Source organism: Alteromonas sp. 5NS40-0096 (genome assembly GCF_057544385.1).
Genome location: NZ_BAAJLQ010000002.1, coordinates 497,380 through 523,594, shown reverse-complemented (window position 1 = coordinate 523,594; position 26,215 = coordinate 497,380). Strand labels below are relative to the sequence as shown.

The following is a 26,215-nucleotide window of genomic DNA, read 5'->3' as shown; positions in this document are numbered from 1 at the left end:
ATGAAACTTTACGGAACGACGCTGATAGGCTGGATGCTCTGGATTACGTTCGTAGGCTTCTTAGCCTTGATCGTACCCACTGGCACGTTTGACTCCGAACATCCAAATTTCATCTTTATCATAGGTGCCTTGGGTATTTGGCGTTACAGTGTTGGGATCATGCACTATATTCGTGGCATGATTTTTATGCACCTAGTGTTTCCGGGCCAAAGAAAAAGAGCCTTGAAGGCTATCGAAGCCGTTCCGCCCTCTCATATCTATTTGATGGTGACCAGTTTCAGAATTGACTCATTAACGACAGCAAAAGTCTACTCTTCGATTATTAAAGAAGCGATATCCTGTGGCTATCCTACTACTGTCGTCGCTTCGATTGTCGAAATGTCTGATGAACTGCTTCTGAAAAGCTTGTGGGATAACTTTGCTCCCCCACCCCATGTGGCGTTAAAAATTGTCAGAATCCCCGGTACAGGAAAACGGGACGGACTTGCGAATGGCTTTCGCTGTATCGCGAAAGACCTGCCAGACGAGACGGCTTTGGTTGCAGTGGTCGATGGCGACACCGAATTACAGCCCGGTGTAATTGCGAAAAGCGCACCGTATTTTTCACTTTATCCGAAAGTGGGCGCGCTAACGACGAATGAAACCTGCCAAGTTTTGGGCTCTTACGTAATGAGCCAGTGGCACAAGCTCAGGTTTGCACAGCGTCATGTCAATATGTGCAGTATGGGGCTGTCAAAACGAGTATTGACGCTCACTGGGCGTATGTCGATGTTTAGAGCCGCAGTCGTCACGCAAACCGACTTCATCTACGACGTAGAAAACGACCACCTTACCCATTGGCGTCTTGGCACCTTTAAGTTCCTCACTGGTGATGATAAGTCCAGTTGGTTTTCTCTAATGCGCAGAGGATGGGACACCTATTATGTGCCCGATGCTTCAATACATACCTGGGAGCATCCGCCCGATAAGAATTTTTTCAAAGCCGCAAAAACCTTGATGACGAGATGGAGTGGTAACTCCCTCAGACAGAATTACCGCGCTACGAGGTTGGGAATTCGCCGCCTTGGTGTGCTTACCTATTATGTATTGTGGGATCAGCGAATTTCGATGTGGACTAGCTTAGTCGGACTGAGTGCGGCGATAGTCGGTGGCTTAAAGTACCACTACTCTATCTTAGTTATGTATTTGCTATGGATTTCGCTAACGCGAACCTTTGTATCTTTGCTGCTGGTATTCTCTGGCCACAAGGTAGGCCCTATGTACCCAGCGCTATTGTATTTTAATCAGATATTTGGTGCCTTGATTAAGGTTTACGTCACCTTTCGTCTCGACCGCCAGAAATGGACGCGTCAAAAAACAGCAAGTAAGAAAAGTGATGACCCTTTCCAAAGGCGCTTTAACCATTATTCAACACGACTTATGACGTTTGGCGCATTTTGCTTGTTCCTAGCATTTATTTTGCGTCTCGTTTAATGCATTTATTGAAGGTAGAACTATGAGTACTCAAACGGATTCGAACGCGATGGTCCACGAAAATGAAACCCAGCGTCGTCACTCAAGAGTCAAAATCCCCAGCAAGCTGAGAGTGTCGAGGGAAGATGGTAGTACTGATAGATTCGAATTACTCGATATCAGTGCAAGTGGCTTTGCTGTTTCTGCTGAATCATTTGGTTTTGAAGCCGGCGATTTTTCAGAAGGTACCTTGTCATTTAAATTCGACAGTTTAGAAATCGCATTAGACGTTAAGTTTCAAGTGGTGGCAAAACACGGCCAAGACACCCCCCGCTACGGCTGCGAATTCCACGAATTGGGTCGTGAAGAAATTTCGACAATTCGAACCATCATTACAAAATTTTTGAGTGGAGAAGTCACTAACGTCAATGATGTGCTGACGACCTTGTCTAGAGACAATTTCGCCAAGGAACGTCCGGATATGAGCCAAGCCCTATCTGGCGGTGATAAGGTCAAAGCACTCGTTTTTACAACAATGTTTGTCTTCATCAGTTTGCTTGCCTTCGCTTATGTTTTGTTCAATGTTCATCAAGCATTTTTCGTCATCAAAGCTGACACCGCAGTAGTCTCAGCCAGAACCAATGTTATTTCAGCGCCGAGAAGCGGACTACTCAATCTCCAAATTGACGCGGGTCAAAAAGTCGTGAACAAACAACCATTGGCAGTCATTGAAAGCCCGTTGTTAGTTGATACGTCTAACGTCGCAAGTGCTGCAGGTATGACGGAGAATGAGTTATCGACGTTGCTAGACAGAACTATTTCTAGTGTTGTAGAAAGCCGCTGTGACTGTGAAATTGTTGAGTTACTTGTTAGAGACGGCGAGTATGTATCACAAGGCCAAGCGATAGCCACACTCGGTGATGGCAGTGTATCGGCTTCGGTGCTAGCTCGATTTAAACACGCTGAACTAGCCAATATCGAAGTAGGCACCAAGGTTTATGTCTATCTAAGTTCTGATACGCCTCCTGTAACGGGCCAAATTACCAAGCTCGAGATTCCCGAGAACATCCGAGAAGAAGAGCACAAAGTACACAGTGTACTAGCCACAATCGAAACAGACGAAAAAATCCCGCTTGAATACCTCAAGCGCCCTGTAACAGTGAAAGTTGGCGAACTTGATGTGTTGCTGTAATGGGGCTTTTTCGAATGAAAATACCAGTAGCGTTACCTTGTGTAATCGCGGCTAGTTTGAGTTTACTCGCCGGTTCGGCTTATGCTGAACCCGAGTGGGACCCGTGGGTAAAAGCGGTGTTATCGTCTCAAGATGTGGCCCATCGCCCAGGCGGCAATAACCTAGAACAAGACAGCTGGCTGATCGAATCGCGGATTGGCGTGAGCGATAAAATCCGTACCAATTTCACGTGGTTTGTTGACGCTAGAGCGGTAGTATCGAGTGACAACACGACACTTATCGACCCCAACACCGAATTCGCTCAAGAAGATGGTGACGGTGAGAATTACTTTCTTCAATTGCGAGAAGCTTACGTGCGTTATCACGGCTTTACCCGACTGCCAGACGAGCATCTCACTCTTGGCTTGCAGCGAATAGATGACGTCGATGGCTTTTGGCTTGACGCTGATGTGGAATCTTTAGTCTGGCGTGGTGAAACGACGCAATTAGATTGGCAAATCGGTGTGGGTAAAGAGTTTGACACTTACCGAACTGACGCAGATCTCCTCGCGATAAATGATGATGTAACCCGGTTGTTTGCCAACCTAGATTGGGATTGGATTGCTTACCACAGTATTGGTATTGCTTATCTTTCCCAAACACAAAGCACCGACTTGTCAACAAACACCTTTGCGCAGACCTCCCTAGGCTATAATGCAGAATCCACTTGGCTTGGATTACGTCTCATGTCGAATTGGGATGAAAAGCGAAGCCCTCAAATGATCGCGTACAAGGCAGAGTGGATTCAACAAAGTGGCGACACATCTGTCGTCGAGCTCGATGGAAGTTTGTCACCAAAAGACATCAATGCCGATGCACTGGATCTGGGTGTTAGGCTGGATACTGGGGCTTGGTCATTTGGTGTAACCCATACTCGAGGTTCTGGTGGCGCAACCGAGCAAGAGACACAGAACTTTAGTCAAAGCGGTTTGCATTCCAACCGTGGTCACTATTTTGGCGTACGGCAACGCCTGTACCGATTTAATGAAGCCTTGCGTGCGGATGTGACAAACTTAAGGCACACGGGATTGTTTGTGTCTTACCAACCCAATGAATTTTGGGAAGCTGTGCTGCTCGTTGGTGATTACAAAAAGGATAATAGCTCACAAGACGTCTATTCATTTGGTCGAGAGATTGAAACCATTGCTGGCAATGATGATGTGGGAAACAGTATTGACCTCAATATCACTCATTACGCTCGTGATACCAACCCTTTTAACCTCAATTTAGTGCGCTTGCGAGCGGGCACGTTTTCACCTGGCGACACATTTGTCGACCAAAGTCGAGACTACCGTGTCACGCTAGAAGCGCAATTTAGGTTTTAGGAGGCGTAATGAGAATTGCACTATTAATTGTCGCCCTTGCTTCGTTTGCCAGTTACGCCACTACGCCTTCTGTACAAGTTCTTGATGTTACTGGTCAGTACGAGACAAAACCCCGTATTCCTGCCGAACTTATTGAAAGATCTGACTCGCTGTTTGCCGATATTGCCTCGAGAGAGACAAGAGGCCGAGTCAGTAAAATACGTCTTGGCGAGTCAAAAGACCTTCTAAAAACCATCTATTCAAGTAGTTTTAGTCGTTTTGCTCAATTACAACAGCAAATTCCACAAGGTATTTTCGTCACCAACGGTACCGTTACCCTCGCTCAAATAGCTAAGAAGTTTCCTGATAGTATAGAAAAGCAAGGCACAAAAGACTTTATTGCCCACCTGCCTATCATTGTCGATATCGGCGGTGCCTTGAGAATTGAAGGAGGCCAAACACTTAAGCTTTCGGCGAATACTGGCAGTTTTCTTCACAACAGTGGCGAGCTCTATCTCAACAATGCGACATTGTTGGGATGGGATCTGTCAACTAAGTCAGCAAGTGTTGCTAGTGCAGCCAATAACCGCTTTCGCCCTTTTGTTATTGCTTTTGGTGGCAGTAAAACCCTTGTGAAGAGTTCAACGATTGCGTCTCTTGGTTTCGAACAGTCATCATCCTATGGATTCACGGCACGTACGGCGACTTTAGCCGCGCTAAATATGCTCTCCCCGACAGAAAGACGTGTGGCGGAACAGCCTCCTGCCATCAAAGTTGCCGATTCATCTTTTGCTGATATGTTTGTGGGCGTTTACCTTGACGGTGCAAGTAACAGTCAAATCATCAATACTAAGATTACCAATAGTCGCGACACCGGAGTCCTGATTACCAATGATGCCAACGGCATTTATATGGCTGACAACACCGTCGCCCAAACGAAAACTAAACACGGAATCGCCATTTCTACCGGCGCATCTGATGTATTTGTCTTTAACAATAATCTTCATTCTAATACGCGTAACGGCCTTTTAATCGATAGAGTGACGAGCCCAGTCATAGTCGCGTTCAATTCTATTCACGCCAATTACAAAGATGGCATTGGCGTCTATGAATCTAGCGGTAGTCAAATTTATGGCAATAAGATTTACAAAAACCAGATTAATGGAATTCGCGTCAGAAGCTCCACTGCCACGCAGCTGTTGCACAACATTGCTCTGAGCAACCGAGGCGCCGCCGTTTACATTCAGCAACGTATTGGCGCTGACGGCACACCAAGGTTCCCGCTGGCCTCGTCAACCGTGTTTGGAGGCTTGATGGTTGAAAACAGAGGTGGTGCTATTTTTGCCTCTGGTTTTGAAGATTTAGTTTTGGGCAACCTTCGCGTGGAAAACAATGGCAGCCGCCCTTATCGCGGAGAACTAGAATCGGTCACGGCAGATATCATATTGAATACGTGGAAGGACAATACCGCGGCTCTCGTTTCACTCTCTGAGCAGGAACAGGGGAGTCAGCTATGAAAACATTATTACGGCTCTTCACAAAATCACGACGTACAAAACAGCGTGTTGCTATTGCCGTTTTGGCGTTTAATCTGATTGGCTGCGCAAACCTAGCTGATACCCGCTTGGCGAGACAGGATTTGCTTGATTCCCCTGAGGGCAATCAAGCACTTGCATTAAAAGATCTGCACTTTTTAGCAAACAAAGGGTACGCAGACGCAAAAATTGTACTAGCCGAATATTTCGCTAGAATCGGGCAACCCAAGCACATCGAAGAAACTGATGCGTTATTCCAACGTATGATTCACGTTTCTTACCTCTACAACAAACGCTACAGCAATTGGTTGTTTAATGTTGCTAAAGTGACGCCCTCATACCGAGAGAAAGCGCTCAACAATTTATGGCAACGGATGAAAACTCAGGGTGATGTTGGTCCTCAAATCGCTCGTCTAGAGCAAATTTATGAAGACGATGTCACCCCAATCGTCGATGAACTATTTACCTACATTGATGCGCAAGAAGGCCTGTACGACACAGATAAGGTGAAGATTATTGCGGAGTTAGACGACCTTTCACCTTGGATGGCGCAAGTCAACGAGATTTGTTCATCGAGCACTGCCGTGGAGTTTTACTGCCTCAAAAGCAAAGTGCGCTACGCCAAACAGAATGACACCCAGCAATTGAGCGCGCTGGCCCAACAAGCTGACAATGCTTTCATACAGGGATTGATGAGCAAAACTGAAGTCATCAACCTCATGAAATTGTTTGCAACACAGAACGACAAAGTCGGCTTTGGAAGCCGTGAATTAGCGTATGAATCAGCGGAAACGGCGATCCAACAAGACCCAGAAGTGTTTCTTGAGTATGCCAACTACGAAATCGGCCAAGCCGCAGTGTTTGCCAATGCTGACTACATCAATAAGTTAATGGCATTAGAGGATGATTACCCTATCGCGGGAGTGCTACTTGGTCGCATCTACATGGAAGGCCGTAGAAGCGTTGAATACCCTCAACAAGCAAAGGGGCACCTCGAGGCAGCACTACCGACACCAGAAGCCGCTTACTACTTAGGGAAACTGCTTATCTCTGGAAAACTGGGTAAGGCAGACTTACAAGCCGGGGTTAGTTATCTGGTAGATGCAGCTCGGACAGGACAGTACCGAGCTTATCGTGAGCTTCTTCAGTTGTTTTCTTACGGCAATGGCATCAAGCCAAATGCTTTGTATGCCAATGTATTTGCTGCGGTTTATCAAGAACTTGGGTTCGAGTTAACAGACTCAGACCGCCAGCTCCTTGAAGGTCATCAATTGGCAGAAGAGCAGCAACAACAACTATCACTAATGATTGAAGAGGAATTGAACGCCATTGTACCAGTTTCTGAAACATATTAAGTCAATGTGAATAGCGAGCGATAAAGCATGGTTTTTTCGTCAAGCATCTTTTTGTTTTTCTTTTTACCGCTGTTTTTAGCGTGCTACTACGTCACGCCATTTCGTTTTCGCTCTTTGGTGATACTGTTTGGTAGCTATGCGTTTTACGCGTGGTGGCGACTCGACTTCTTATTGCTCTTTGTACTGGTCACGCTTTGGAATTACTTTATTGGCCGCGCAATATTTGCCCACTTAAAAGACGATGCTAGTAAGGCTAAAACTTGGCTTACGATCGGTATTGTTGGTGACTTAGGTACACTTGGCTATTTTAAATACGCTAATTTCGGCGTTTCAAACTTTAATGAAATTTTGCTCTCGTTGGGCAGTGAACCACTATCGATGGCAAACGTGATTTTACCGATTGGTATCTCATTTTACATTTTCCAAGCCATCAGCTATTTAATTGACGTCTATCGAGAGGACACACCACCCAGTAGGCGATTTATCGATTTCGCCGCCTTTATTGCGCTCTTTCCACAACTGATCGCAGGTCCTGTTTTAAGGTACAAGGACTTGGCCTCTCAGTTTGAACATCGCCAACATACTTGGGCGCTCTTTTGTTCTGGTTGGTTTTTGTTTATGCAGGGTTTTGTCAAAAAAGTCCTCATTGCCGACAATGTTGCACCACTCGCCGACGCCGCGTTTTCTGGGCAAGCAGTCACTATGGCAGACAGTTGGATTGGCATAGGCGCTTACACCATTCAGCTGTATTTCGATTTTTCTGGTTACAGTGATATGGCGATCGGATTAGGGTTAATGATGGGCTTTAAGTTCATCAATAACTTCGACCAACCCTATATTAGCCAGAGTATCACTGAATTTTGGCGCAGATGGCACATCAGTTTATCAACCTGGCTAAGGGACTACCTATACATATCTCTCGGCGGCAACCGAAATGGCAGTGTCAAAACCTATCGCAACTTGTTTCTTACTATGTTGCTTGGCGGTTTGTGGCATGGTTCGAATTGGACTTTTATTGTTTGGGGAGCTTGGCATGGCGGCATTCTGGCAATAGAACGCTATACGGGTTTGGCGAAATACTCGGGGTTTTCTATCGTGCGTTGGCTAGTGACATTAATTCTTGTGATGATCGGTTGGGTGTTTTTTAGAGCCGATTCCCTCACGGATGCACTGACTATGATTAGCGCCATGTTTATCCCAGATACAAAGGGCATTAGTCCGGGCTTTGCCGTTGATGTAACGAATTGGTCGCTATGTGTCATGTTTATTGGCGCACTGATTGCGTTGATTCAAGGATTGCGGCAACATCTCAATCGCCTCGAGGGTGCATTGAGCCAAGGCTTGCTGCCGAGTATTGGCAATGTCCTTAGATTGCCCATTTTTCTGCTTGCACTGAGTAGCTTGATTGCATCGAACTACTCGCCTTTCTTGTACTTTCAATTTTAGGTGGAGCATTATGTTTAAATCACTGATTACGCTATGCTCGGCCACGATAATTGTTTTGATGGGTTTGACATCGTTTATCAATAGTTCAATTTCCGTCGACTTGGATAGCGCATCAGCGCTCAATGGTAAAGCGACACTGCAAGTAGAATCGCAGCTGAAAGAGGCCATTGGCTTACGCGAAGAAATCACTCAGTGGTGGGCGAAATTAGTTTTCACCCTGTTCAATGAAGGCAAAAAGGGTGTCATTATCGGTGAAGGTGGCTGGTTATTCAGTCGCGAAGAATACGAATGGCCTAAATCCGCACGCGCTAATATCGACAAGAATGTCAATACCATAGTCGAATTCAACCAAAAGCTCGCAGCAAAAGATATTCAACTTGTGCTTATCTTGGTGCCCGAAAAGGTATCCATTTACACCGAGTTCACGGACAAAGAAAGTGCACATCTGGCCTATTCCCTGTATGAGGAAGTTGCACGCCAATTGCAAGGTCAACATGTGAACCTAGTGTTACCTGATAGGCAGCTCATCGCCAACAAAGCAGCCTACCCTCAATTTTTGCGAACGGATACACACTGGACGCCACAAGGCGCAAATACGGTAGCTCAAGCCACTGCTGATCATTTAGCAAAATGGGTAGGCTCAGTGGCGTTTGAAACCGAACTTGCGCCTTCAAGCCCTCATCATGGCGATTTGTATAACTTTATTCCAATTGAGACGGCATGGCTTTACAACCATATACCACCCGATAACTTGGCGCTTCCAAGTACTTTTGTTGTGACAAGCGAGGATGACCCCTTCTCAGGCGATTTATTTGGCGATGCCCCCGAGCTTACCACGGCATTGGTTGGCACCAGCTATAGTGCTAATCCAGCTTGGAACTTCCACGGTTATTTACAACAGGCCATGGCCTTAGAGATACTCGATTATTCAAAAAATGGTCAGGGCCCACTTAACCCAATGGAAGCTTTTTTATCCAGTTCTGAAATAGAAGACGGAGACATCACACTGGTATTATGGGAATTTCCAGTGCGATATTTTGTCCAAGACTTATCTGTAATGTTTAGCCATTCTCAATCAGTAGAGGGTATAGAATGAAAAGGTTAGTATTATGCATTGGCATACTGTTTTCACTATTTGCCGTTGCCGGCGACGAAGCCCTTTACGGTAAACCACCGCCGCCTGATGCGGTATTTTTCAGGGTGCTGAATATCTCAGGGGAAGCTTTGTCAGTCACCCTTGATGATAAGCTCTTAATTGAGCTGGACCATCAGCAAATCTCACCATATGGCTTTGGATCAGCGGGCAAGGTCAATTTGAAATTAAATGGCCAGGCTATTGCTGTGGATGGCGGTGCCAAATCTCAATACACCTTCGTTTACTGGGGTACTGATACAGCCCCTCTTGCGCTAAAAGAGCAGCTCTTCGACAATAAGAGGCAAGCTCGACTAGCGATGTATAACTTATCAAGCGTGCCACTGGTTACGCTCAAAAGCTTTGATGGCAAACACAAAATTATTGAAAACGTCGGGACCAACGACTATTCAACGAGAGACGTAAGAGCGATTAAGCTTGCAACCGCTGTTTATGCAGGAGAAACCAAGCTTGCCGTCTCTGAGCCTCTGGTGTTAATGAGAGATAAAGTCACCAGTATTTTTGTATTTGGTGACGCAGAAACCAGTTCGTTGCTAATTACACAGGCAGACCAATGAAATTAAGCAGACTTTTGAGCGTATTTGTGCTGTTTCATTTTGCAGCATGGGGAGAAACACCACAGTACAAGGTTGAGTCCTACCCCTCTATTTGTGACGACATCAATAATATAGAAAAATACGACACTACGTTTCTGCAAAAACACTGGAAAATTATTGTTGGCGAAGAAGATTGGCTAGCTAACTCCAGTATGGATTTTCCCGATTACGGCCAAGCAACCTCAGATTTTTCCTTGCAAGAACTGCGCAGGTTAAAGGGGTTACTCGCCGAGTATGGTACGGAATTAATGATCGTCTACCTGCCGTCCAGAGGACTCAGCTATCCGGATGAGCTATCGGCTAGTGCAGCAGGCTATGATGTCAAATCTCAGCGCAAACAGTATTTACACACCCTTAGCGCTATCCGCGAGCAGGGTATCACCGTTCCACAAATGACCACGCTATTTGATAACAACAGCCAAGAGCCAATTTTTTATGAGAAAGATATTCACTGGTCCATAAAAGGCGCTCAAGAAGCAGCGAAACTGGTTGCGGCAAATATCGATAAGCTTGGCTTTGCCGATACCGATTATCCGCAAAAATATGAAACCGTGTATAACGGCGTCATGCAAGATGTGGCAAATGTCGAACAGGCTATTGCACAAATTTGTGGCTTTAGCTTTGCTCCGACTTACTCACCAACATACGTTACTGCAGAATTAGATACCGCTGAAAACACAGATAGCTTTTCTTTATTTGACGAAGTCACCGACGATATCGTGCTGTTGGGTACCAGCTTTTCCGCTCTGCCAAAGTTCAACTTTAATGGTTACATGCAAGAATACGCCAACGTGCCTGTTGCCAATTACGCGCTGAGTGGTGGCGGTCTCATCGGCTCTTGGGTTAATTATCTGAAATCAGGAGACTTCTTTGCTGCTCCACCGAGACTTATCATTTGGGAAGTACCAGGCTGGCGGGAGTTCGAGCCACGCTTTTTTCATGCATTTACGCCTTTATTCTTCGATGCATGTGGTCAATCTAACGCGATAATGCATGCTTCCCACCCCAGCGTTTCTACGCGAAAAGTGCCCAATGCATTATTTAATGCCGCTGGCAGCAAGCTCGAAGCAAAAAACTTGATGATTGAACTCAATTTCTCTTCGCCACACGTAGATGCCGTTCAAGTTCGAGTGTGGTTTGAAAACGGAGCGAGTCGAACCTATAACATGCGCCACCAATACCGTACTGCCAATGATGGCCGCTTTCTTACTACCTTGGGCAATGACCACAATTACCCGAACGAGAAAGTCGTTGGCGTCGATATTGAAAGCATAAAGTATTTTGCTTCAGGTGGTGAATCACCGACGTCGAGTGTGTCGCTGAGCCTATGTCCAAATCCAATGCCTTACCAAGGCTAGATTGGTGAGATTAATACCTTGGCGAGTGAGCTTGCCGATAGTCACCATTTTTGCGTTGCTATCTGCATGTTCACCCGAGAAAAAGGCGTCTATTCCTCCTGAGGTATTAATCGCGCCTCAAGGCTTTGATAAAACCGCGACGCTGACCAAGTCAAATACCGAATTTCCCTGCTATGATTTAGACCCCTTTACTCAACGGCTAACATTCCCTAGTCGTTACGAGGGCAGCGGTGCTGCTAGAGATGTGGTCAACCCGAGAGCCGAGGCTGAATACCAAAACATGACTCGCCAAATTAATCGTTTTGGTCAACAACTTACCCAGTTAGCAAACCGTTTATATCGGGGTGATGGCAATCGACAAACTTTGCAGTGTTTCACCGATCAACTTTTTAATTGGGCCAGCGCCAATGCTATGTTAAACGTTGCTAATCAAACGGGGGTCGCGGTCAGAAAGTGGAATCTAGCGACTTACGCAAGCAACTTGTTAAAGGTAAAGAACACACTCATAGCGCAACAAGATAACCATGTAAATGCACAGCTTGAAACCATCGAAAAGTGGCTTGTTGCCTTGGCTTGGCAAGTCAAAGCCGATTACAGCGACAGAGAAGAAAAAAAGGTGAATAACCACGACTATTGGGCTGCATGGTCTGTTATGACTGTTGCGATCTTGGTCAACGATCACACTTTGTTCGATTGGGCAGAATCTGTTTTTCTCAAAGGGATAAACCGGATTTCTGAGCAAGGATTTATTGTCAGTGAACTCAAGCGCGAGAGCCTTGCCGCTCAGTACCAAAATTTCGCTATCGCGCCACTTGTCGCCACGGCGGCATTTCTGAATGCAAATCAGCGCTTATCGCCATTGGCTTTAGACAAGCTCACACTTGCTGCAAATCAAGCTCTACGCACGCTTCATACTACTGAAGCGTTTGAGCAGCAAACTGGGGTTGCGCAAAAAGATCCCGAAATCGCTACCCGCGGTAGGATGGCTTGGTTACCTATATGGGTAACACTGGCTTCAAGCACCGAGACCCAAACCATACTCAACGAGTACGATATAGAGGGTACTAGCCGGCTTGGTGGTGACACGCGGGCCTTATACAGCCTAGAGTGAATCCAGCGACGTTAAGCGTTCTTGATTCTCTGACTCACTTGGCGCACTTGCCAACAGCCAGATCCTTTTGTAACGTTGTCACTTCAAAAGGTATGACTATCTTTCCTAACGGGCCTTTACAGACAGCACGGAGAGTAAAATATGAAACGACTGATATTGATGTTTACCCTGTTCATTGGAGCCGTTGGAGCGGAAGAATTGCAATTTGGCGAAACAGTAGACAAAAGCCAAGTTACGCCTATTTCAACCGTGATGTCCTCACCTGCCGATTTTGTCAATCAGACGGTAACCGTATCTGGCACCATTGTTGGCGTTTGCGCCAAAAGAGGCTGTTGGGTAGATTTAGCATCAGATGCCCGATTCCAAAAGCTGCGTTTAAAAGTGCAAGACGGCGAGATGGTTTTTCCGATGCACACGAAGGGGCGTCAAGCTATTGCTTCAGGCCCCTTGAGAGCCATTACGCTCGATATTGAAGAGACCCGTCAGCATCTGGCGGCTCTGGCCAAAAGGACCGGGCAAACATTTGATCCGGCGTCAGTCACCGAACCGATGGCCATTTACCAAATTGAGCCAGTTGGTGTCACGATTTTGGAATAAATGCTTGTCTATCAACTGGCTTAGATTCACCCGTAGCCTTCATCGGGATATTGGTTATCTCATCATAGGCTGTACATTCGTATTTGCGATTTCCGGCATTGCGCTCAATCACATACGCGATTTCAATATCAATTATGAGGTTGAGACACACGTTCGAAAGATTCCACTTGATATCAAATTGAGCGATAGCGAGATTAGTGCAACATTGCTTGGTGAGTACGCGAGCAAACTGACGGTAAAGGCCAGTTATTGGGAATCTCCATCACATTACAAGTTATTTTTGGACGGCGGGCACACCCTATCCTATGACGCTCAAACTGGTATGGCGACGATGGAAACCTTGGCTGCCAGACCGGTACTGCCTCACCTCAACCGGCTGCATTTAAATGAAGGCAATCCCTATTGGGTGATTTTTTCCGACCTATACGCGATGTGCTTACTTGTTTTGGCCAGCACAGCCTTATTTATGGTGAAAGGCGCCAACGCTGCTTTCAGCAAACGTAAAATTGGACTCGTACTCGCCGGTATTGCAATCCCATTATGGTTTATCTTTTTGACATAGCCATTGTGTCGCAAAAAAAAGACAGTTATCTACAGTTTTCGTAAAACATCTCCCTATTCCGCTTTTCTAATTTCGCTCAAAATGATTTTATTCATCTTCCCCAAAATTTAAATTTACCCATTAATTCAGAAGGTTAAAAAATTAAATTTCATATTTTTTCGTGTTTTTTAAAAGTTGGCATCGAACCTGTAATAGCTAATGTGACTTAACACTTCAATCAGGAGATTATTATGAAAAAGTCATTCATCACAGCAACCTTGTTACTCGCTTTCACCACTATCGCTAATGCAGAGCCACCAGCAAAAGAAACCAAAGGCACCGTAAAAGCTGAAGCAGTCAAAGTCGAAAACGCCGCTAAGAAAGATGCCAAAGCACTAGAGAAACAAGCAAAAAAAGAAGTTAAGTTGCTTGAGAAAGAAGCAAAGCAGATGGAAAAGACAGCTAAAAAAGAACTGAAAAAAGCGGAAAAAGCGGCTGAGCAAGATTCATAATTATTGCTCAAAATAGGGCCTGTTGATCTTTACTGAGCAAAACTAGTTCAGCCAAGATCAACACGTCCCAGTTCTCCCTCAAATATCACTATCAATACCGAGCCTAGCGCTCGGTATTGCATTTAGTCACATTAACTATCAACAGCTCGCGCGATAAATGGCTGAATTAATCAATCAGTCGTGTATCATAACTGCTCAGATCAGCTTGGCACCGAATCCGGTCGCTCTTTAGCTAAACAACACGGACTATCAAAAACAAAGGAAGCATACATGAATAAGCCTCTCATCATTGGCGGCGGTTTAACGCTAGTTGCACTCGGTGTCGCCCCTTACTTTGTCGGAACCCATGCGCAAACTGAAATTGAATCGGCATTAGCGAAGCTCAATGAAAACCCAGTTTATAGTGCCAAAGTCATTTCCTATGAAAAGGGTTGGTTTCACAGTAACGCAAAAATTGAATTTGGCTTTGACGTCGAATCCTTTTACGCGATGCAAGACATTCCTACCGAAGAGCTAGAACAATTAGAACAAGCGAAGTTCTCTGCCACACTGGATGTTGCTCATGGGCCACTTTATGTTGGCGACACCGTAGGGTTAGGTCTTGCGCAATTTAATCTACAAGTCGCTGCTGAAGAAGCCAGGGAGTATATCGAGTGGGAAGCAGATACCCCGCTTTATCACATTATCGGCGACCTAGGCTTATTCGGCGGTGTTAACTATACCGATGAAATCGCTTCGTTTACTGCTGCCGATGAAGAAGAAGGCGTAGAAGTTAAGTTTTCAGGTTATCAAGGCGAAGGTGTGACGAAAGGTGATGTTTTACATTACGAATCAACTGCTTCGAGCTTTGAAATCATTGACGAAGAGCTGTCGATTAGCATGGCGGACATGAAAATCTCTATGGACTGGGCAGCCGATATTGTCGCCGCATTCAACGGTGAAATGTTTGATTCAACTGTCGTCATGGACATAGCAAACGTGACGGTAAATGGCACTACGGTTGGTGACAGTGACATTGTGTTAGCGGGCATTAAACTCGACACCACTACGGCAATCGACAAAGAGGCAAATCAAGCCAGTACGTCGTTTGAGTATGCAATGCAGTCTGTTACAGCTCCAGATTTCGAGGCAAGTGACTTGGTCATCGCTATTGCCGCAAACCACCTCGATATGGACTTTATCAATGCCTACCAAAAGTTCACTCAAGATTCAGTCAGTATGGCACCTGACGAGATTGCACAGCGTGTTGAAACACTGGTTGATACGCATTTGTTACCAATGTTGAAAGCGTCACCTGAGTTAAACATTACAAAACTGGGTGGTACCTTACCAGAGGGCTCATTTGAAGGTTTCATGAATACTAAACTAGTCGATGTTGAAGCATTACCTGTTGTCCTCGAGGACCCTGCTTTCTGGCTTACACATATACTGGCTGACGCGACTGTCACCGCAGATGAAGCACTGGTACAAATGGCTGCGACTAGTTACATGAAGAGCCAATTGGCTCAAAACCCGCAAACTGCAAGTATGACAGAAGAAGAAATCGCTGAGCTTGCTGCGCAACAAGTACCTATGGTGATTTCGATGTTCTCACAGCAAGGTTTTATCAAGCAAGAGGGCGAAAAATACGTAACACAGTTCGCCCTGAAAGAGGGTAAAGCGCAAGTTAATGGTACTGAAATTCCACTACCAATAGGCGGTTAATCGGTCTTTGGACTCGAGTTGGCTTTAACTAACTCGAGTCTATTTACCCCGTGTTATGCTCCAATCAATTTTCTTGCATGCTTACCCAGTAATTTCTTCAAACACCAAGCGATAGAAAACGCCCCCACAACGCCAAACATTAAGTTACTTGCCCCTACAATACCTATCACAATAGGGTCTCTATTTTGGGCAAGCCATTCACTCAAATTAATCAGGATCAACGCAATAAAAAACACATGTAGAAAATAAATTGCGAATGAAAATTCACCGAGTTTCAGTAACCACGTTGGTGTTTTACATTTGGCAAGCCACGGCAGAATGAGCGCGATGATGCTCAGTTTTTGCAGGTATACAAAGGTTTGACGCAATGAAAATGTGCCTTGCTGAGGCATATCCAAATAGTAGGTAAACCACAGCCCCACACTGGCAGTAATGGCCAATAACCACAACAATTTTCTGTGCGCTGATAACTGGGTTTGCCACGTTTGATAATAGTGCCCCCAAAGCATACCCAAGGCGTAAGCACCTGTAAAATACACAAATGACTGTGGCTTCAGGAAATCGGGAAACGGGCTGCGAGAGATACACAAGGGTAATAAAGCCAAGAAAATTAACACCCATCGCGTCTCTGCACGTTTTAAACAAGCAGAGAGTATTGGTGTAATGGCAAACAGGAAAAACAGCATCAGGATATACCAAAAGTGAATCATGGCATTGCCCGTCAGAAGGTTGCTGATCATTACCTTCAGATAAGACTGTTCAGGTGCTACCTCAGCTCCCCAAGGCCAAAAATACGTTGTTGCAAACACAGATACCGCAACATACGGCAAAGCCACATTTAACAGTTTGCCGGAAAAAAAGTCGGGCCAAGTTTTGTGATGTAATACAAGAGAAAAAAGTAGCCCAGATAGGACAGCAAAGTAGAGGGTGGAGCCATGAAACAGGACTTCCGTTGCCCAGAAGAGTTCAGCGAGCCCTTCACCATTCAAACCGCCAGTCCAAAACAGTGAGAATGACCAAGAATGCGCCGCGACTATGGTAATGATGGCGAGCCCGCGAAAGGCCGCGAGATGCGAATAAAACACCGACTGGCTCATAAAGACATCCTTGTTGCTGAAATGTTAATCGCTACTATTTAACATTCAGCAACAAGCTACAACCGCAGGCCTAATGAATACGTATGCGTATACGTCGAGTGCCTTAATACTGCGTTAAGTGGCTATTTATCTGTCAGCCCGACTAAATATTTAGCTACGGTTTCCCACTGGGGATCGTTAGGATCAGACTGCATAGTAGAGCCCAATACTTTGCCATCTGGACCGATAAAAAACGTTGTAGGCGTACCCGCTACACTAAATACATCAGCGGCTAATTCATCACCTTCAACAACGGTTTTCAGAGCAAATCCACGTTCATCTAGCACGTCCTGAGGCTTAGCCCCTTCGTCCTCGCGAATACTTACGGCAAGCACTTGCAACCCTTGATCGCCGTATTCTTTTTGCAAGCGGTCTAAGGTCGGCTGTAACTTTTTACAATAAGGGCACCACGTCGCCCAAAAATGCAAAATGAGTGGTTTTCCCTGAAAATTCTTCGAGTTTACTTCCATACCATCTTGGGTTTTTAACACCCATTCTGGCATTTGTGTCAGTTTTACGTTTTCTTGGCTGTTTGCTACGGGCATGACAAGCACGAGTAACAGAGCCAATATCAAATGCTTCATTTAAGACTCCAATCTGGTTTCCCTACAAGACAGAGAATTAGCAAAGAAGATTTCATCTAGACTCATGGATTTATGTAATTCGTCGCACTAATCCGTTATGTCGCACTTTTACCAACCGATGAAAGGTACTCAAATCGAAAACCGCTAGGAGGTTTTCCACATAGATGATCTAAACACTAGGTGCTGAACTTATATACTATAATCATGGTTCGTTGTGCTTAATTGGTGTGAGATGCGTACTTTCTTTTTTCTTTGCTGTTGTATTGGAGCAGCATGGCGTGTTAACGCGGTACAAAGAGTTGATGTTATTGCGTTGGAATACCCTCCCTTCACCACCGCATTTGATAGCACAAATGGTACTGCATTCACGTTGCTCAACACACATGCTAGCCAGCACTTTTCCTTTGCAGTAAAACCCCTCATTCTGCCTCCTGCACGCGCCCAACAGCGTATTCTCTCTGGTGATTGGTGTTTAAGTTTTTACCCGCCTGCTAACCGCGAAAACTATCCCTTTATTGCCTTGTCAGAACAGCAAGTGAAATTGGGTTTATTCAGGAAAAAGCAGGCTTCGGTGTTTCAATGGCAGTCGCTTGATGAACTGTCAGGTAAACGCCTTGGGATCTTTAGGGCCCTGCAAAATCAAGGCATCCATTCGATGTTTGAGCATCTCGATCTCGTATATATCGAAACACTGCAACAAGGATTTTCATTACTATTGGCAGATAGAGTTGACTATGTATTCGGCGACAATGCGGCGATCGGCAGTTCGCCTATCTACGCTGACTTTGTTGAGCAACTGCAATTTTCCGATACGGTATTGATGCAAGTACCCGTCGGTGTATTTGTGAATCCAGAGTGCAAAGCCGTCGCAGGGCTAACGGAACCGCTTAAAGATTAGAAGGTATCGCTTGCGGTGATCCTAAATTCCACATTGCTAACCTCAGGGTGAGATTGCAAAGGGAACGCAATGTCAAAATGTACGACATGGGTTTCGGCAGATTTTTGGGCATACAGCCTTGCACCGATACCAATAGAACTTAGCCAGCCTTCGGTTTGATTGGGGAAAACATCACTTTTGAAAGTTCGCCCTGCATCAATAAACGCCACGCCACCAACTTGCAATAACTGAGCGATGCTCACGTTTGGATACCATCGGGCCTCTGCACTCAGTGCTAGCTTGTGATTGCCACGCTGAAACTCCAAGGGGTAACCTCTAACCCCACTGGTTCCGCCCACTGTTATCGGCTGATCAAAAAACGGATTTTCACTGAATGCCGCCTCGTGTTTAAAATAGAAACCAATCTTGTCGGTATACCGCTGAATTAACTCATTGGTTGTACGAAAAACAACTCGCGGTGTGTCTGTGTCTACCGCATCAATCTGAACGCTAAACCGATTGAGGGACAGCAATGAATCGCCCCAGCCATAGCCTTTACTAGCCGTCGCGTTAACGCGTACTAACGCTTCATCGTAAGCCTGCTCGTTGACGTTTACACCGATGCGAAAGAAACCATGCCAGCCCAAATTCACGTCCTCAGGCTGGTTGATTAAGCGTACATTTTTGAGTTCGCGAAACGCTTTTTGTTGGTATTCAAGTTCGTAAAATGGGGTAATGTAATGGCGGTCACGTATATCATCTCGTGGAGCAAAATCGCCATCGGCCGAAAACTGCTTTCGAATTGAATCAATGCCAATTCGTGAACGGGTTACACTGTTTAACCCGTTGTTGTGTAACCATCCCCATTGAAACTGAAACTGTTCAGTGTCGATAAACAAATCGTAAAAATCGTCGCCATTGAGAAAGAAAGTTTGCGACAGCCTGCCATCTTCGGCATAGGCCAAAAATGCCGTTGGTGTTGAAAAGCTGACAAATGGACGAACCAAACTAGCAGCCACAATGTTACCGTCATTCGCGTCGACCCAGCGTAGACCCGCTTTGATATTTTTATTGAGAAATAAAGGAAACTCGGTATTAAAACGAAAGCCATCCCGTTGTTCGTCAGAGAATGTTTCTAGTTGGGCAAATACGCCATACCCCAACAAGTTTCTATCGCGCATTCCCAGCGCGATATCGTTCTGACCGCCTTCCCGGCTAATATTAATGGTTGGCAGCAGTGTCCAAGTATCCCACACTTCAACCTTTACTTTGTTGTGTGCGGTTTGCTCAACGTTGGCGTCTTGAATGTAGCTAAGCGATCTCAGACTGCGTTCAATTTCATATAAGTCTTCGTCATCGAGGTGGCATTTGTTAAACGCAAAAGCCAATTCATTTTCGATAGTAATTGATTTGGTTGGTATTTTCAGGTCATTGGCCCAATGATGAAAAAACCACACATCATCGGCTTTGAGGTCAAAAATGTCGTGAGTAACAAACTCAAACTCTTGTCTCTGGTTTTCTGAATCACACGGAATCTCAGCAGACGTCTCTGCCACGACCGCTGGGCTCGTTAATGCCAGTACAAAAGCGATATGGTACTTAAGAAACAAAACGTTCTCTGGTTTGCTTGAACACGACTGCATTCACCTCCTATGTGTCCGTGAATGGAGTAACACGTTTACTCCACTACAAATAAGTATCCTTTACCTCGCACAGTTTGCAAATAATTGTCCGCTTGATCACCTAACTTTTTGCGAATTTGTGAAATAGTAATATCGACGAAACGATTCTGGCCGTCGTAATCAAGGTTCTTTAATGCTTTAAACAGTGTTTGACGGTCTATGATTTGACCTGCTTTTTGAGCCAAATACCAAAGCATGTCAAATTCAGGTGTATTTAAATCGATAACATTGTTATCTAACGTCACTTTTCTTGCACTGTGATTGATAACAAGCTGTTTAAACACTAACATTTTTGCACTCGGGGCTGCAGAAGGCGCGATAATGGGGTTGCTCTGAGTCAGGTCAGGAGCGCGCCTAAAAAGCGCATTGATTCTTGCCAATAGCACTCTTGGTTCAATTGGTTTTTGCACAAAATCATCAACACCAATTTCTAGGGCTACAACCTGATCAAAGTCATCAGTCGACGCCGTTAGCATCATAATAAAACCGTTGTAATATTGCCGGGCTACTTTACAAATACTGATACCATCTTGGTTGGGTAACATTAAGTCAACTATCGCCAAATCGGGTTGCATGGCAATCATTTTTTCTGCGGCTGGCCCACCGTCATTTTCTACCGCCACTTCAAATCCTTTGTTGGTGAGATACGTGGCAATTAACTCAGATAATTCAACGTCGTCTTCGACGATCAAGATTGTCCTATTCATGTCTTTATCAGTTGATTTGAGGCTCAATAACCATACATGACAATCGTTTAAGGTTCATCTTCTTCCTCGGATTCCTCTTCCTCAGGCTCGTCTTCTTCGGGTTCGTCCTCCTCAGGTTCGTCTTCTTCGGGCTCGTCTTCCTCAGGTTCGTCCTCCTCGGGTTCGTCTTCTTCGGGCTCGTCCTCCTCAGGTTCGTCTTCCTCAGGTTCGTCTTCCTCAGGTTCGTCCTCCTCAGGTTCGTCTTCTTCGGGCTCGTCTTCCTCAGGTTCGTCCTCCTCGGGTTCGTCTTCCTCGGGTTCGTCTTCTTCGGGCTCGTCTTCCTCGGGTTCGTCTTCCTCAGGTTCGTCTTCCTCAGGTTCGTCCTCCTCAGGTTCGTCTTCTTCGGGCTCGTCTTCCTCAGGCTCGTCTTCCTCAGGTTCGTCTTCTTCGGGCTCGTCTTCCTCAGGTTCGTCTTCTTCGGGCTCGTCTTCCTCAGGTTCGTCTTCTTCGGGCTCGTCTTCCTCAGGTTCGTCTTCCTCAGGTTCGTCTTCTTCGGGCTCGTCTTCCTCAGGCTCGTCTTCCTCAGGTTCGTCTTCGAATTCTTCCTCTAACTCGTCCTCGAGTTCTTCCTCTCTGAGTAAAAGCTGGTCTTCCTGTTCAAACTCTTCTGGTGGACTCGGCTCATCAGGAGAATAATCTTGAGTTTCGGCAATGTCAGGCTCAGTAGCGACATCAACTTCCAGTTCAACGATATTCTCTATCTCTTCAAAGCCCGTAGCGATTTGCTCAAGGCCGATATCTGGCTCAACGACTGTGCTAGCTGGATCATTTGAAAAATGGTGGCTTTGAGGTGTAATAAGCCACCCTTTCAATTCGGCATTTTGGTCCTGTGTGAGAAGTAACCTATCTATTAGGTCGACTTCTTGAGATGGCTGTCGCTCAACCGGCATCACCTCAGGCAAAACCTGATTCGTTGACAAGGCAACCAGTTGCTCCATTGCTTGATATTCATCCCAATACGCTAAAGTTTGCCTTGCAGCAACGCTACTGGGATACAAAACTAGGCCAACACTTAGCGTCATAGTGCAAGCGATTCGGCAATTGTTGGTGTTTTGTTGTTTTTTGTTGGTGGACATCAATTACACCAATTTATGCTGCAAATCTGGCAATTCCACACTGAATCGTGCTCCGCCAAGTTCGCTATCAGACAGGGTTATCTTCCCTTCATGTAATGTGATGATTCGATTTACAATCGATAACCCGAGCCCGTATCCTTTTTGCTGTTGATTAATTTGACTATCGGCGCGATAGAACGCGTCGAATATATGTAGTTTGTCTTTCTCATCTACTCCTGGGCCATCATCTTCAACATGAATTCTGCAGCCTTTAGGAGAGTTGGTTAGCTGAACACGAATAGCGCTTTTTGCGTGTTTAAGCGCATTTGAGCATAAGTTTTGTAGCATTCTCTCGATAGATACTGCATCACCGATGACAACACCATCGCTAATGGCGTTAAATTCAAAATCGACCTTGGGATAAACGGGGGACAAATTTGATCGTATATTGATAAGCACATCATTTAAATCAATTGGTTCTGATACTAGCACTGGTGTTTGTGTAAGCTTGTGGTAAGCCAAAATTTCATCTATCAACTGCTCGACTTGAACAATATCACGCCGAATTGGATCCGTTTGTTGCGTTGCTTGTCCCTCAAATTCATCATCGATAAACGCTAACTTAAACCGCATCCTCGCAAGCGGCGTTCGCAACTCATGCGACACGGCTTGCATAATCCCCCTTTGGGTGTCGAGCAAGCCATTAATACGAGTTGCCATGGCGTTAATACGCTCACTCAATTTCGCAAAATGGTCATTGCCACTCACATCGACTCGGGCATTCAGCTCGCCCTCACCAAACGCCTCAACCATTGAATTGATGGGTTTTATCCGCGAAGCCAATACAAAGATAATCCAATAAGCCACACAGACAAAAACAACCGCGATCACCAAGACCATCAAAACAGCATCCTGTGCGGGTAAAACTTCAAACGTCGAAATTGGACCAACAATAAAGACCCTTTCCTGGTCATATGGGGCGTAAATGTAGAATTGATTTTCATCGGTATTGTGACTCACTACCACCCGCTTACTCAGAAGATCTTGTCTTTGTTGTGGGTCAAGTGAGGTATCAACCAAGCTGTCTAACTTCAAGAAATAGGGCGAATACCGCCTCAGAGCATTGATGTCAGGACCATTGTTCATACTGCGAAGTTTACTGAGAACCAGTAAGGCATGAGCTCGAAACTGCTGTTCGGAAATACCGGGAAAGCGAATGTATTCAGTGATGCCGTCTTGCCCGCGAAATGCAAACACGATGTTGTCTGACTCGCCCACCAACATCATGGGCCCGTCGCTGACACTAGGGTGAAGTCGAAGCGTGGGAATCTCACCGGCGAGATCCCGTTCCTCCAATCGAGATGCACCAAGTAATCGATAGGCAATCTCCAGATAATTTTCACGCGCTTGTGTCGATAGCGTGCCAACACTGTCTTGTATTATCGCCAGAGAGCCAGTCAGTACATCGTTTTGATAGGACTGTAGTCGCTGTGCGTAAGTATAGGAAAAATAACCATAGCAACCTGCCGTTGCTGCCATCACAGCCAAAAGAATGGAAAGGTAAAACTTAGTAAACACAAATAGCCTGCTTGTTTAGCGCGATTGAATATAAAGTGACACAGAAAAGCTCCCCCGACAAATTGTTACCCACTGGTTTGTCACCATTTCTTTCCTTTCGTCAAATGTCGCTACAAAACTCAAACAAAACCAATACATACTTTGTTTACCTTGGTTTCTACACTGAGCACATCGTTATTTTTTGGCCAATGCAACATGCTCAATCCAATGCCTTTACCAACAAAGCACTATCTGGCTTCACTGTTTTTACCACTACTCCTTATCGCTTTAGCGGTCGGGGTAATCCTCGTTCGTAACGACTCAAACCCAGTTTTATTTGAACATTGGGTGCAGCCCAAATCCGTCTTCAAAATCGATACGCGCATCGCATTTACGCCGGGGGAAAGAGAAGCCTCAATCGCGACATATCTGCCTGAAACCAGCCACAGTCAGTCGATTATAGACAGCGGCAGCCATGCTCCACACATGCAGCAGAGTATGTCTAGCAGCGCCAACGGCTTGTTGAGTCACTGGCAAGGAACTGCACCAGCGAGTTTTATCGAGTTGTCTCATACACTCGCCATATCTGGGCTCAGCTATGATATTCCGTCGACACTTTCCATTGATCGGTCTTCATTAAATGAATGGCAACACTACCTCAGAGAAACTGACGTCATTCCAGTTAACCACCCAGAAATAGAACAAGCATGGCAACAAATTAAACCTCAAGACGATAAGGTCTTAGATACGCTACGCGCGATTTACCAATTCACTAGTGCACTACCTACTCTCCCTTTTAAAGGTACGACGGATTCTCTCACAGCATTGAGACTGGGGGCGGCCAGTTGTAATGGAAAGAGTCGACTATTCGTCTCCTTGGCGCGACGTGCTGGCATTCCCAGTCGATTGGTAGGAGGCATAGTACTGACCTCAGGAAGTAAAAAAACATCCCATCAATGGGTTGAGGTAAATGTTCAAGACCAGTGGATACCTTTTGATCCCACAAACAACCATTTCGCAGCGTTGCCCTCACATTACCTTGGGCTGTATTGGGGAGATAAAGCGCTTTTTACCCGCAGTGCGAATATTGCGTTTGACTATCAATTTGATATTAAGAACCTGACGATAGCCCCGTCATTGCAGCCTCATTACAACCCAGAATACCGCGAAGACTTGAGGTTTTCTCTGGCAAGTATTCTGACAGGATTAGGGATAGCGCCACAAACCAGTGCTATTTTTCTCCTGCTGCCGCTGTGTACACTGCTGATCGCTACCCTACGAAACATTATCGGTTTGAATAGTTTCGGGACTTTTATGCCGATGTTGATTGCGTCTGCCTGTATGGTGATGGGGCTTGTTGTCGGGCTTATGGGTTTTGTTTTCATTTTGAGTATTGCGACATTAAGTAGCCTACTACTCAACCGTTTAAAACTGCTTAAAATTCCACGTCTCGCGATTTTAGTCACCGGCGTGAACCTCGCGAGTATTGCACTTCTTTATCAGTTAAAACAATTCACACCACTGGAAATTGGTATGATGTCGTTGTTTCCAGTGATCATTATCAGCTTTATTGCCGATAGCTTAAATGACCTCATTGAGGAGCGGCAATGGGCCACGTTGGCAAAAGAGTCTGCAGGCACATTAATCAGTATCTGGGTTTGTTTTTTAGCAATGCAATCTCCGTTGCTACGGGGCATATTCGCAGTGTATCCAGAAGTTTACTTGGTTGTATTGGCGGGCCTAATTCATATCGGCGGCTGGACGGGACTTAAACTATCTGAATTATTTAGGTTTCATCATGTCCTTGAACAACACGGTAATGTGCTAGGCATCAATGCAAGAAATACATTGTGGGTTGCTCAGCACAATACTCCCGACGCCTTAAAAAATGCGACGGATAAGTTGGCCACCAAACACCAGTTAAAAGCCAATGGCATCCCTACCCCAGAAACGCTCGCTATATTCGACCGCTTACCCTCTCGCTCAGATGTACAAAAAGCACTAGGAGGCCTGACTAGTTTCGTACTCAAGCCCAATCGGGGTAGCCAAGGAAAAGGCATAGTGGTCATCAAAGAACGTCAGGATGACAGTTATATTTCTATGGGCGGGAAAACCTGGTCTGTACCGACTTTACAACAACAGATAGGTGATATTATTTGCGGTCGCTTTTCTCAAGACAAAGCAGATATTGCCTATCTTGAGCCACGTGTTACCCAACATCCAAGCCTACAAACATTAGCGCCCCATGGATTGGCTGACATCCGTGTCATCGTGCTCGAAAAGCGAATTTTATGTGCAATGTTGCGCCTTCCGACGCTGCAATCAGATGGCAAAGCGAACTTGCACCAAGGTGCCATTGGCGCGTCAGTACATTTAGAGAATGGCACTATCACCCGAGCAAAACTTAAACGACATATCGCCACTCATCACCCCGATACTGGTTTTGAACTTGAGGGATTTGTCGTACCTCATTGGGAGCAAGTCATTGCGATTGCACAGCGTTGCGCTGACACCAACGAACTTGGCTACATGGGGATTGATATCTGTATCGACGCGCATCTAGGGCCTCTCGTCCTTGAAGTGAATGGCCGTCCCGGCCTAGAAGTGCAAAACGTACAAAATACGAGCCTTAATAATTTGGCAAACCCCAATTTACATCTAAAAACGGTATGAAAAAGAGTAA

22 protein-coding genes are annotated in these 26,215 nt (G+C 45.5%); 16 read left to right on the top strand and 6 right to left on the bottom strand.

Going from position 1 to position 26,215, the window contains the following annotated elements; genetic code table 11:
- From AC27G9_RS08205 to AC27G9_RS08140, 14 genes are all read left to right on the top strand, one after another.
- The gene (locus AC27G9_RS08205; protein WP_487072940.1) at window positions 1–1,473 is read left to right on the top strand and encodes a glycosyltransferase family 2 protein; all 1,473 of its coding nucleotides are present in this window, start codon (window positions 1–3) and stop codon (window positions 1,471–1,473) included.
- Window positions 1,474–1,495: 22 nt separating this feature from the next.
- Window positions 1,496–2,644 (top strand): PilZ domain-containing protein, encoded by a 1,149-nt coding sequence (locus AC27G9_RS08200; protein ID WP_487072938.1) that lies wholly within the window; start codon window positions 1,496–1,498, stop codon window positions 2,642–2,644.
- Between the two features lie 14 nt (window positions 2,645–2,658).
- Window positions 2,659–4,008, top strand: a complete 1,350-nt coding sequence (locus AC27G9_RS08195; protein ID WP_487072936.1) for an alginate export family protein — start codon at window positions 2,659–2,661, stop codon at window positions 4,006–4,008.
- A gap of 8 nt (window positions 4,009–4,016) precedes the next feature.
- The gene (locus AC27G9_RS08190) at window positions 4,017–5,504 is read left to right on the top strand and encodes a right-handed parallel beta-helix repeat-containing protein (protein WP_487072934.1); all 1,488 of its coding nucleotides are present in this window, start codon (window positions 4,017–4,019) and stop codon (window positions 5,502–5,504) included.
- Complete coding sequence (locus AC27G9_RS08185) at window positions 5,501–6,877, top strand: SEL1-like repeat protein (RefSeq protein ID WP_487072932.1); 1,377 nt, start codon at window positions 5,501–5,503, stop codon at window positions 6,875–6,877. Before AC27G9_RS08190 ends, AC27G9_RS08185 begins: the two co-directional genes overlap by 4 nt.
- Before the next feature lie 27 nt (window positions 6,878–6,904).
- The gene (locus AC27G9_RS08180; protein WP_487072930.1) at window positions 6,905–8,323 is read left to right on the top strand and encodes an MBOAT family O-acyltransferase; all 1,419 of its coding nucleotides are present in this window, start codon (window positions 6,905–6,907) and stop codon (window positions 8,321–8,323) included.
- Between the two features lie 10 nt (window positions 8,324–8,333).
- On the top strand, window positions 8,334–9,419 hold the full coding sequence (locus AC27G9_RS08175) for an alginate O-acetyltransferase AlgX-related protein (RefSeq protein WP_487072928.1): 1,086 nt from the start codon (window positions 8,334–8,336) through the stop codon (window positions 9,417–9,419).
- Entirely contained in the window at window positions 9,416–10,033 is a 618-nt protein-coding gene (locus tag AC27G9_RS08170) for an alginate O-acetyltransferase AlgF (protein ID WP_487072926.1), read from the top strand. The genes AC27G9_RS08175 and AC27G9_RS08170 overlap by 4 nt, the downstream gene beginning before the upstream one ends.
- Complete coding sequence (locus tag AC27G9_RS08165) at window positions 10,030–11,430, top strand: alginate O-acetyltransferase AlgX-related protein (RefSeq protein WP_487072924.1); 1,401 nt, start codon at window positions 10,030–10,032, stop codon at window positions 11,428–11,430. The genes AC27G9_RS08170 and AC27G9_RS08165 overlap by 4 nt, the downstream gene beginning before the upstream one ends.
- Before the next feature lie 4 nt (window positions 11,431–11,434).
- Entirely contained in the window at window positions 11,435–12,541 is a 1,107-nt protein-coding gene (locus AC27G9_RS08160; RefSeq protein WP_487072922.1) for an alginate lyase family protein, read from the top strand.
- A gap of 141 nt (window positions 12,542–12,682) precedes the next feature.
- Window positions 12,683–13,138: a DUF4920 domain-containing protein gene (locus tag AC27G9_RS08155; protein WP_487072920.1), complete on the top strand. Its 456-nt coding sequence runs from the start codon at window positions 12,683–12,685 to the stop codon at window positions 13,136–13,138.
- A 4-nt stretch (window positions 13,139–13,142) separates the two neighbouring features.
- On the top strand, window positions 13,143–13,700 hold the full coding sequence (locus AC27G9_RS08150; RefSeq protein ID WP_487072918.1) for a PepSY-associated TM helix domain-containing protein: 558 nt from the start codon (window positions 13,143–13,145) through the stop codon (window positions 13,698–13,700).
- A 230-nt stretch (window positions 13,701–13,930) separates the two neighbouring features.
- Entirely contained in the window at window positions 13,931–14,191 is a 261-nt protein-coding gene (locus tag AC27G9_RS08145) for a hypothetical protein (protein WP_487072916.1), read from the top strand.
- 270 nt (window positions 14,192–14,461) lie between these two features.
- Window positions 14,462–15,895: a YdgA family protein gene (locus tag AC27G9_RS08140; RefSeq protein ID WP_487072914.1), complete on the top strand. Its 1,434-nt coding sequence runs from the start codon at window positions 14,462–14,464 to the stop codon at window positions 15,893–15,895.
- A 53-nt stretch (window positions 15,896–15,948) separates the two neighbouring features.
- On the opposite strand, the gene AC27G9_RS08135 is transcribed toward AC27G9_RS08140, so the two are convergent.
- Together AC27G9_RS08135 and AC27G9_RS08130 are read right to left on the bottom strand one after the other, a co-directional pair.
- Window positions 15,949–16,992, bottom strand: a complete 1,044-nt coding sequence (locus AC27G9_RS08135; RefSeq protein WP_487072912.1) for an acyltransferase family protein — start codon at window positions 16,990–16,992, stop codon at window positions 15,949–15,951.
- Window positions 16,993–17,114: 122 nt separating this feature from the next.
- Window positions 17,115–17,615 (bottom strand): TlpA family protein disulfide reductase, encoded by a 501-nt coding sequence (locus AC27G9_RS08130; protein WP_487072910.1) that lies wholly within the window; start codon window positions 17,613–17,615, stop codon window positions 17,115–17,117.
- Window positions 17,616–17,847: 232 nt separating this feature from the next.
- Here AC27G9_RS08130 and AC27G9_RS08125 point away from each other — a divergent pair, with 232 nt between their 5' ends.
- Entirely contained in the window at window positions 17,848–18,513 is a 666-nt protein-coding gene (locus AC27G9_RS08125) for a hypothetical protein (RefSeq protein WP_487072908.1), read from the top strand.
- Here AC27G9_RS08125 and AC27G9_RS08120 read toward each other — a convergent pair.
- The 4 genes from AC27G9_RS08120 to AC27G9_RS08105 all read right to left on the bottom strand — a co-directional run bounded on the left by AC27G9_RS08120 (window position 18,510) and on the right by AC27G9_RS08105 (window position 23,553).
- Window positions 18,510–20,135, bottom strand: coding sequence for a BamA/TamA family outer membrane protein (locus AC27G9_RS08120; RefSeq protein ID WP_487072906.1), 1,626 nt, complete (start codon window positions 20,133–20,135; stop codon window positions 18,510–18,512). The two genes, AC27G9_RS08125 and AC27G9_RS08120, sit on opposite strands and share 4 nt — an antisense overlap.
- Window positions 20,136–20,170: 35 nt before the next feature.
- A complete protein-coding gene (locus tag AC27G9_RS08115) occupies window positions 20,171–20,881 on the bottom strand; it encodes a response regulator (protein ID WP_487072904.1) in 711 nt (236 codons plus the stop codon).
- A gap of 7 nt (window positions 20,882–20,888) precedes the next feature.
- A complete protein-coding gene (locus tag AC27G9_RS08110) occupies window positions 20,889–21,401 on the bottom strand; it encodes a pentapeptide repeat-containing protein (RefSeq protein ID WP_487073653.1) in 513 nt (170 codons plus the stop codon).
- 598 nt (window positions 21,402–21,999) lie between these two features.
- Window positions 22,000–23,553, bottom strand: coding sequence for an ATP-binding protein (locus AC27G9_RS08105; protein ID WP_487072902.1), 1,554 nt, complete (start codon window positions 23,551–23,553; stop codon window positions 22,000–22,002).
- Window positions 23,554–23,748: 195 nt separating this feature from the next.
- Between AC27G9_RS08105 and AC27G9_RS08100 the strand changes: the two genes are divergently transcribed.
- Complete coding sequence (locus AC27G9_RS08100; RefSeq protein WP_487072900.1) at window positions 23,749–26,205, top strand: sugar-transfer associated ATP-grasp domain-containing protein; 2,457 nt, start codon at window positions 23,749–23,751, stop codon at window positions 26,203–26,205.
- Window positions 26,206–26,215: the final 10 nt, after the last annotated feature.

Coding starts and splice junctions, on each gene's coding strand:
- AC27G9_RS08205 (WP_487072940.1), top strand. CDS start 1: ATGAAACTTTACGGAACGACGCTGATAGGCTGGATGCTCTGGATTACG.
- AC27G9_RS08200 (WP_487072938.1), top strand. CDS start 1,496: ATGAGTACTCAAACGGATTCGAACGCGATGGTCCACGAAAATGAAACC.
- AC27G9_RS08195 (WP_487072936.1), top strand. CDS start 2,659: ATGAAAATACCAGTAGCGTTACCTTGTGTAATCGCGGCTAGTTTGAGT.
- AC27G9_RS08190 (WP_487072934.1), top strand. CDS start 4,017: ATGAGAATTGCACTATTAATTGTCGCCCTTGCTTCGTTTGCCAGTTAC.
- AC27G9_RS08185 (WP_487072932.1), top strand. CDS start 5,501: ATGAAAACATTATTACGGCTCTTCACAAAATCACGACGTACAAAACAG.
- AC27G9_RS08180 (WP_487072930.1), top strand. CDS start 6,905: ATGGTTTTTTCGTCAAGCATCTTTTTGTTTTTCTTTTTACCGCTGTTT.
- AC27G9_RS08175 (WP_487072928.1), top strand. CDS start 8,334: ATGTTTAAATCACTGATTACGCTATGCTCGGCCACGATAATTGTTTTG.
- AC27G9_RS08170 (WP_487072926.1), top strand. CDS start 9,416: ATGAAAAGGTTAGTATTATGCATTGGCATACTGTTTTCACTATTTGCC.
- AC27G9_RS08165 (WP_487072924.1), top strand. CDS start 10,030: ATGAAATTAAGCAGACTTTTGAGCGTATTTGTGCTGTTTCATTTTGCA.
- AC27G9_RS08155 (WP_487072920.1), top strand. CDS start 12,683: ATGAAACGACTGATATTGATGTTTACCCTGTTCATTGGAGCCGTTGGA.
- AC27G9_RS08145 (WP_487072916.1), top strand. CDS start 13,931: ATGAAAAAGTCATTCATCACAGCAACCTTGTTACTCGCTTTCACCACT.
- AC27G9_RS08140 (WP_487072914.1), top strand. CDS start 14,462: ATGAATAAGCCTCTCATCATTGGCGGCGGTTTAACGCTAGTTGCACTC.
- AC27G9_RS08135 (WP_487072912.1), bottom strand. CDS start 16,992: ATGAGCCAGTCGGTGTTTTATTCGCATCTCGCGGCCTTTCGCGGGCTC.
- AC27G9_RS08130 (WP_487072910.1), bottom strand. CDS start 17,615: ATGAAGCATTTGATATTGGCTCTGTTACTCGTGCTTGTCATGCCCGTA.
- AC27G9_RS08125 (WP_487072908.1), top strand. CDS start 17,848: ATGCGTACTTTCTTTTTTCTTTGCTGTTGTATTGGAGCAGCATGGCGT.
- AC27G9_RS08120 (WP_487072906.1), bottom strand. CDS start 20,135: ATGCAGTCGTGTTCAAGCAAACCAGAGAACGTTTTGTTTCTTAAGTAC.
- AC27G9_RS08115 (WP_487072904.1), bottom strand. CDS start 20,881: ATGAATAGGACAATCTTGATCGTCGAAGACGACGTTGAATTATCTGAG.
- AC27G9_RS08100 (WP_487072900.1), top strand. CDS start 23,749: ATGCTCAATCCAATGCCTTTACCAACAAAGCACTATCTGGCTTCACTG.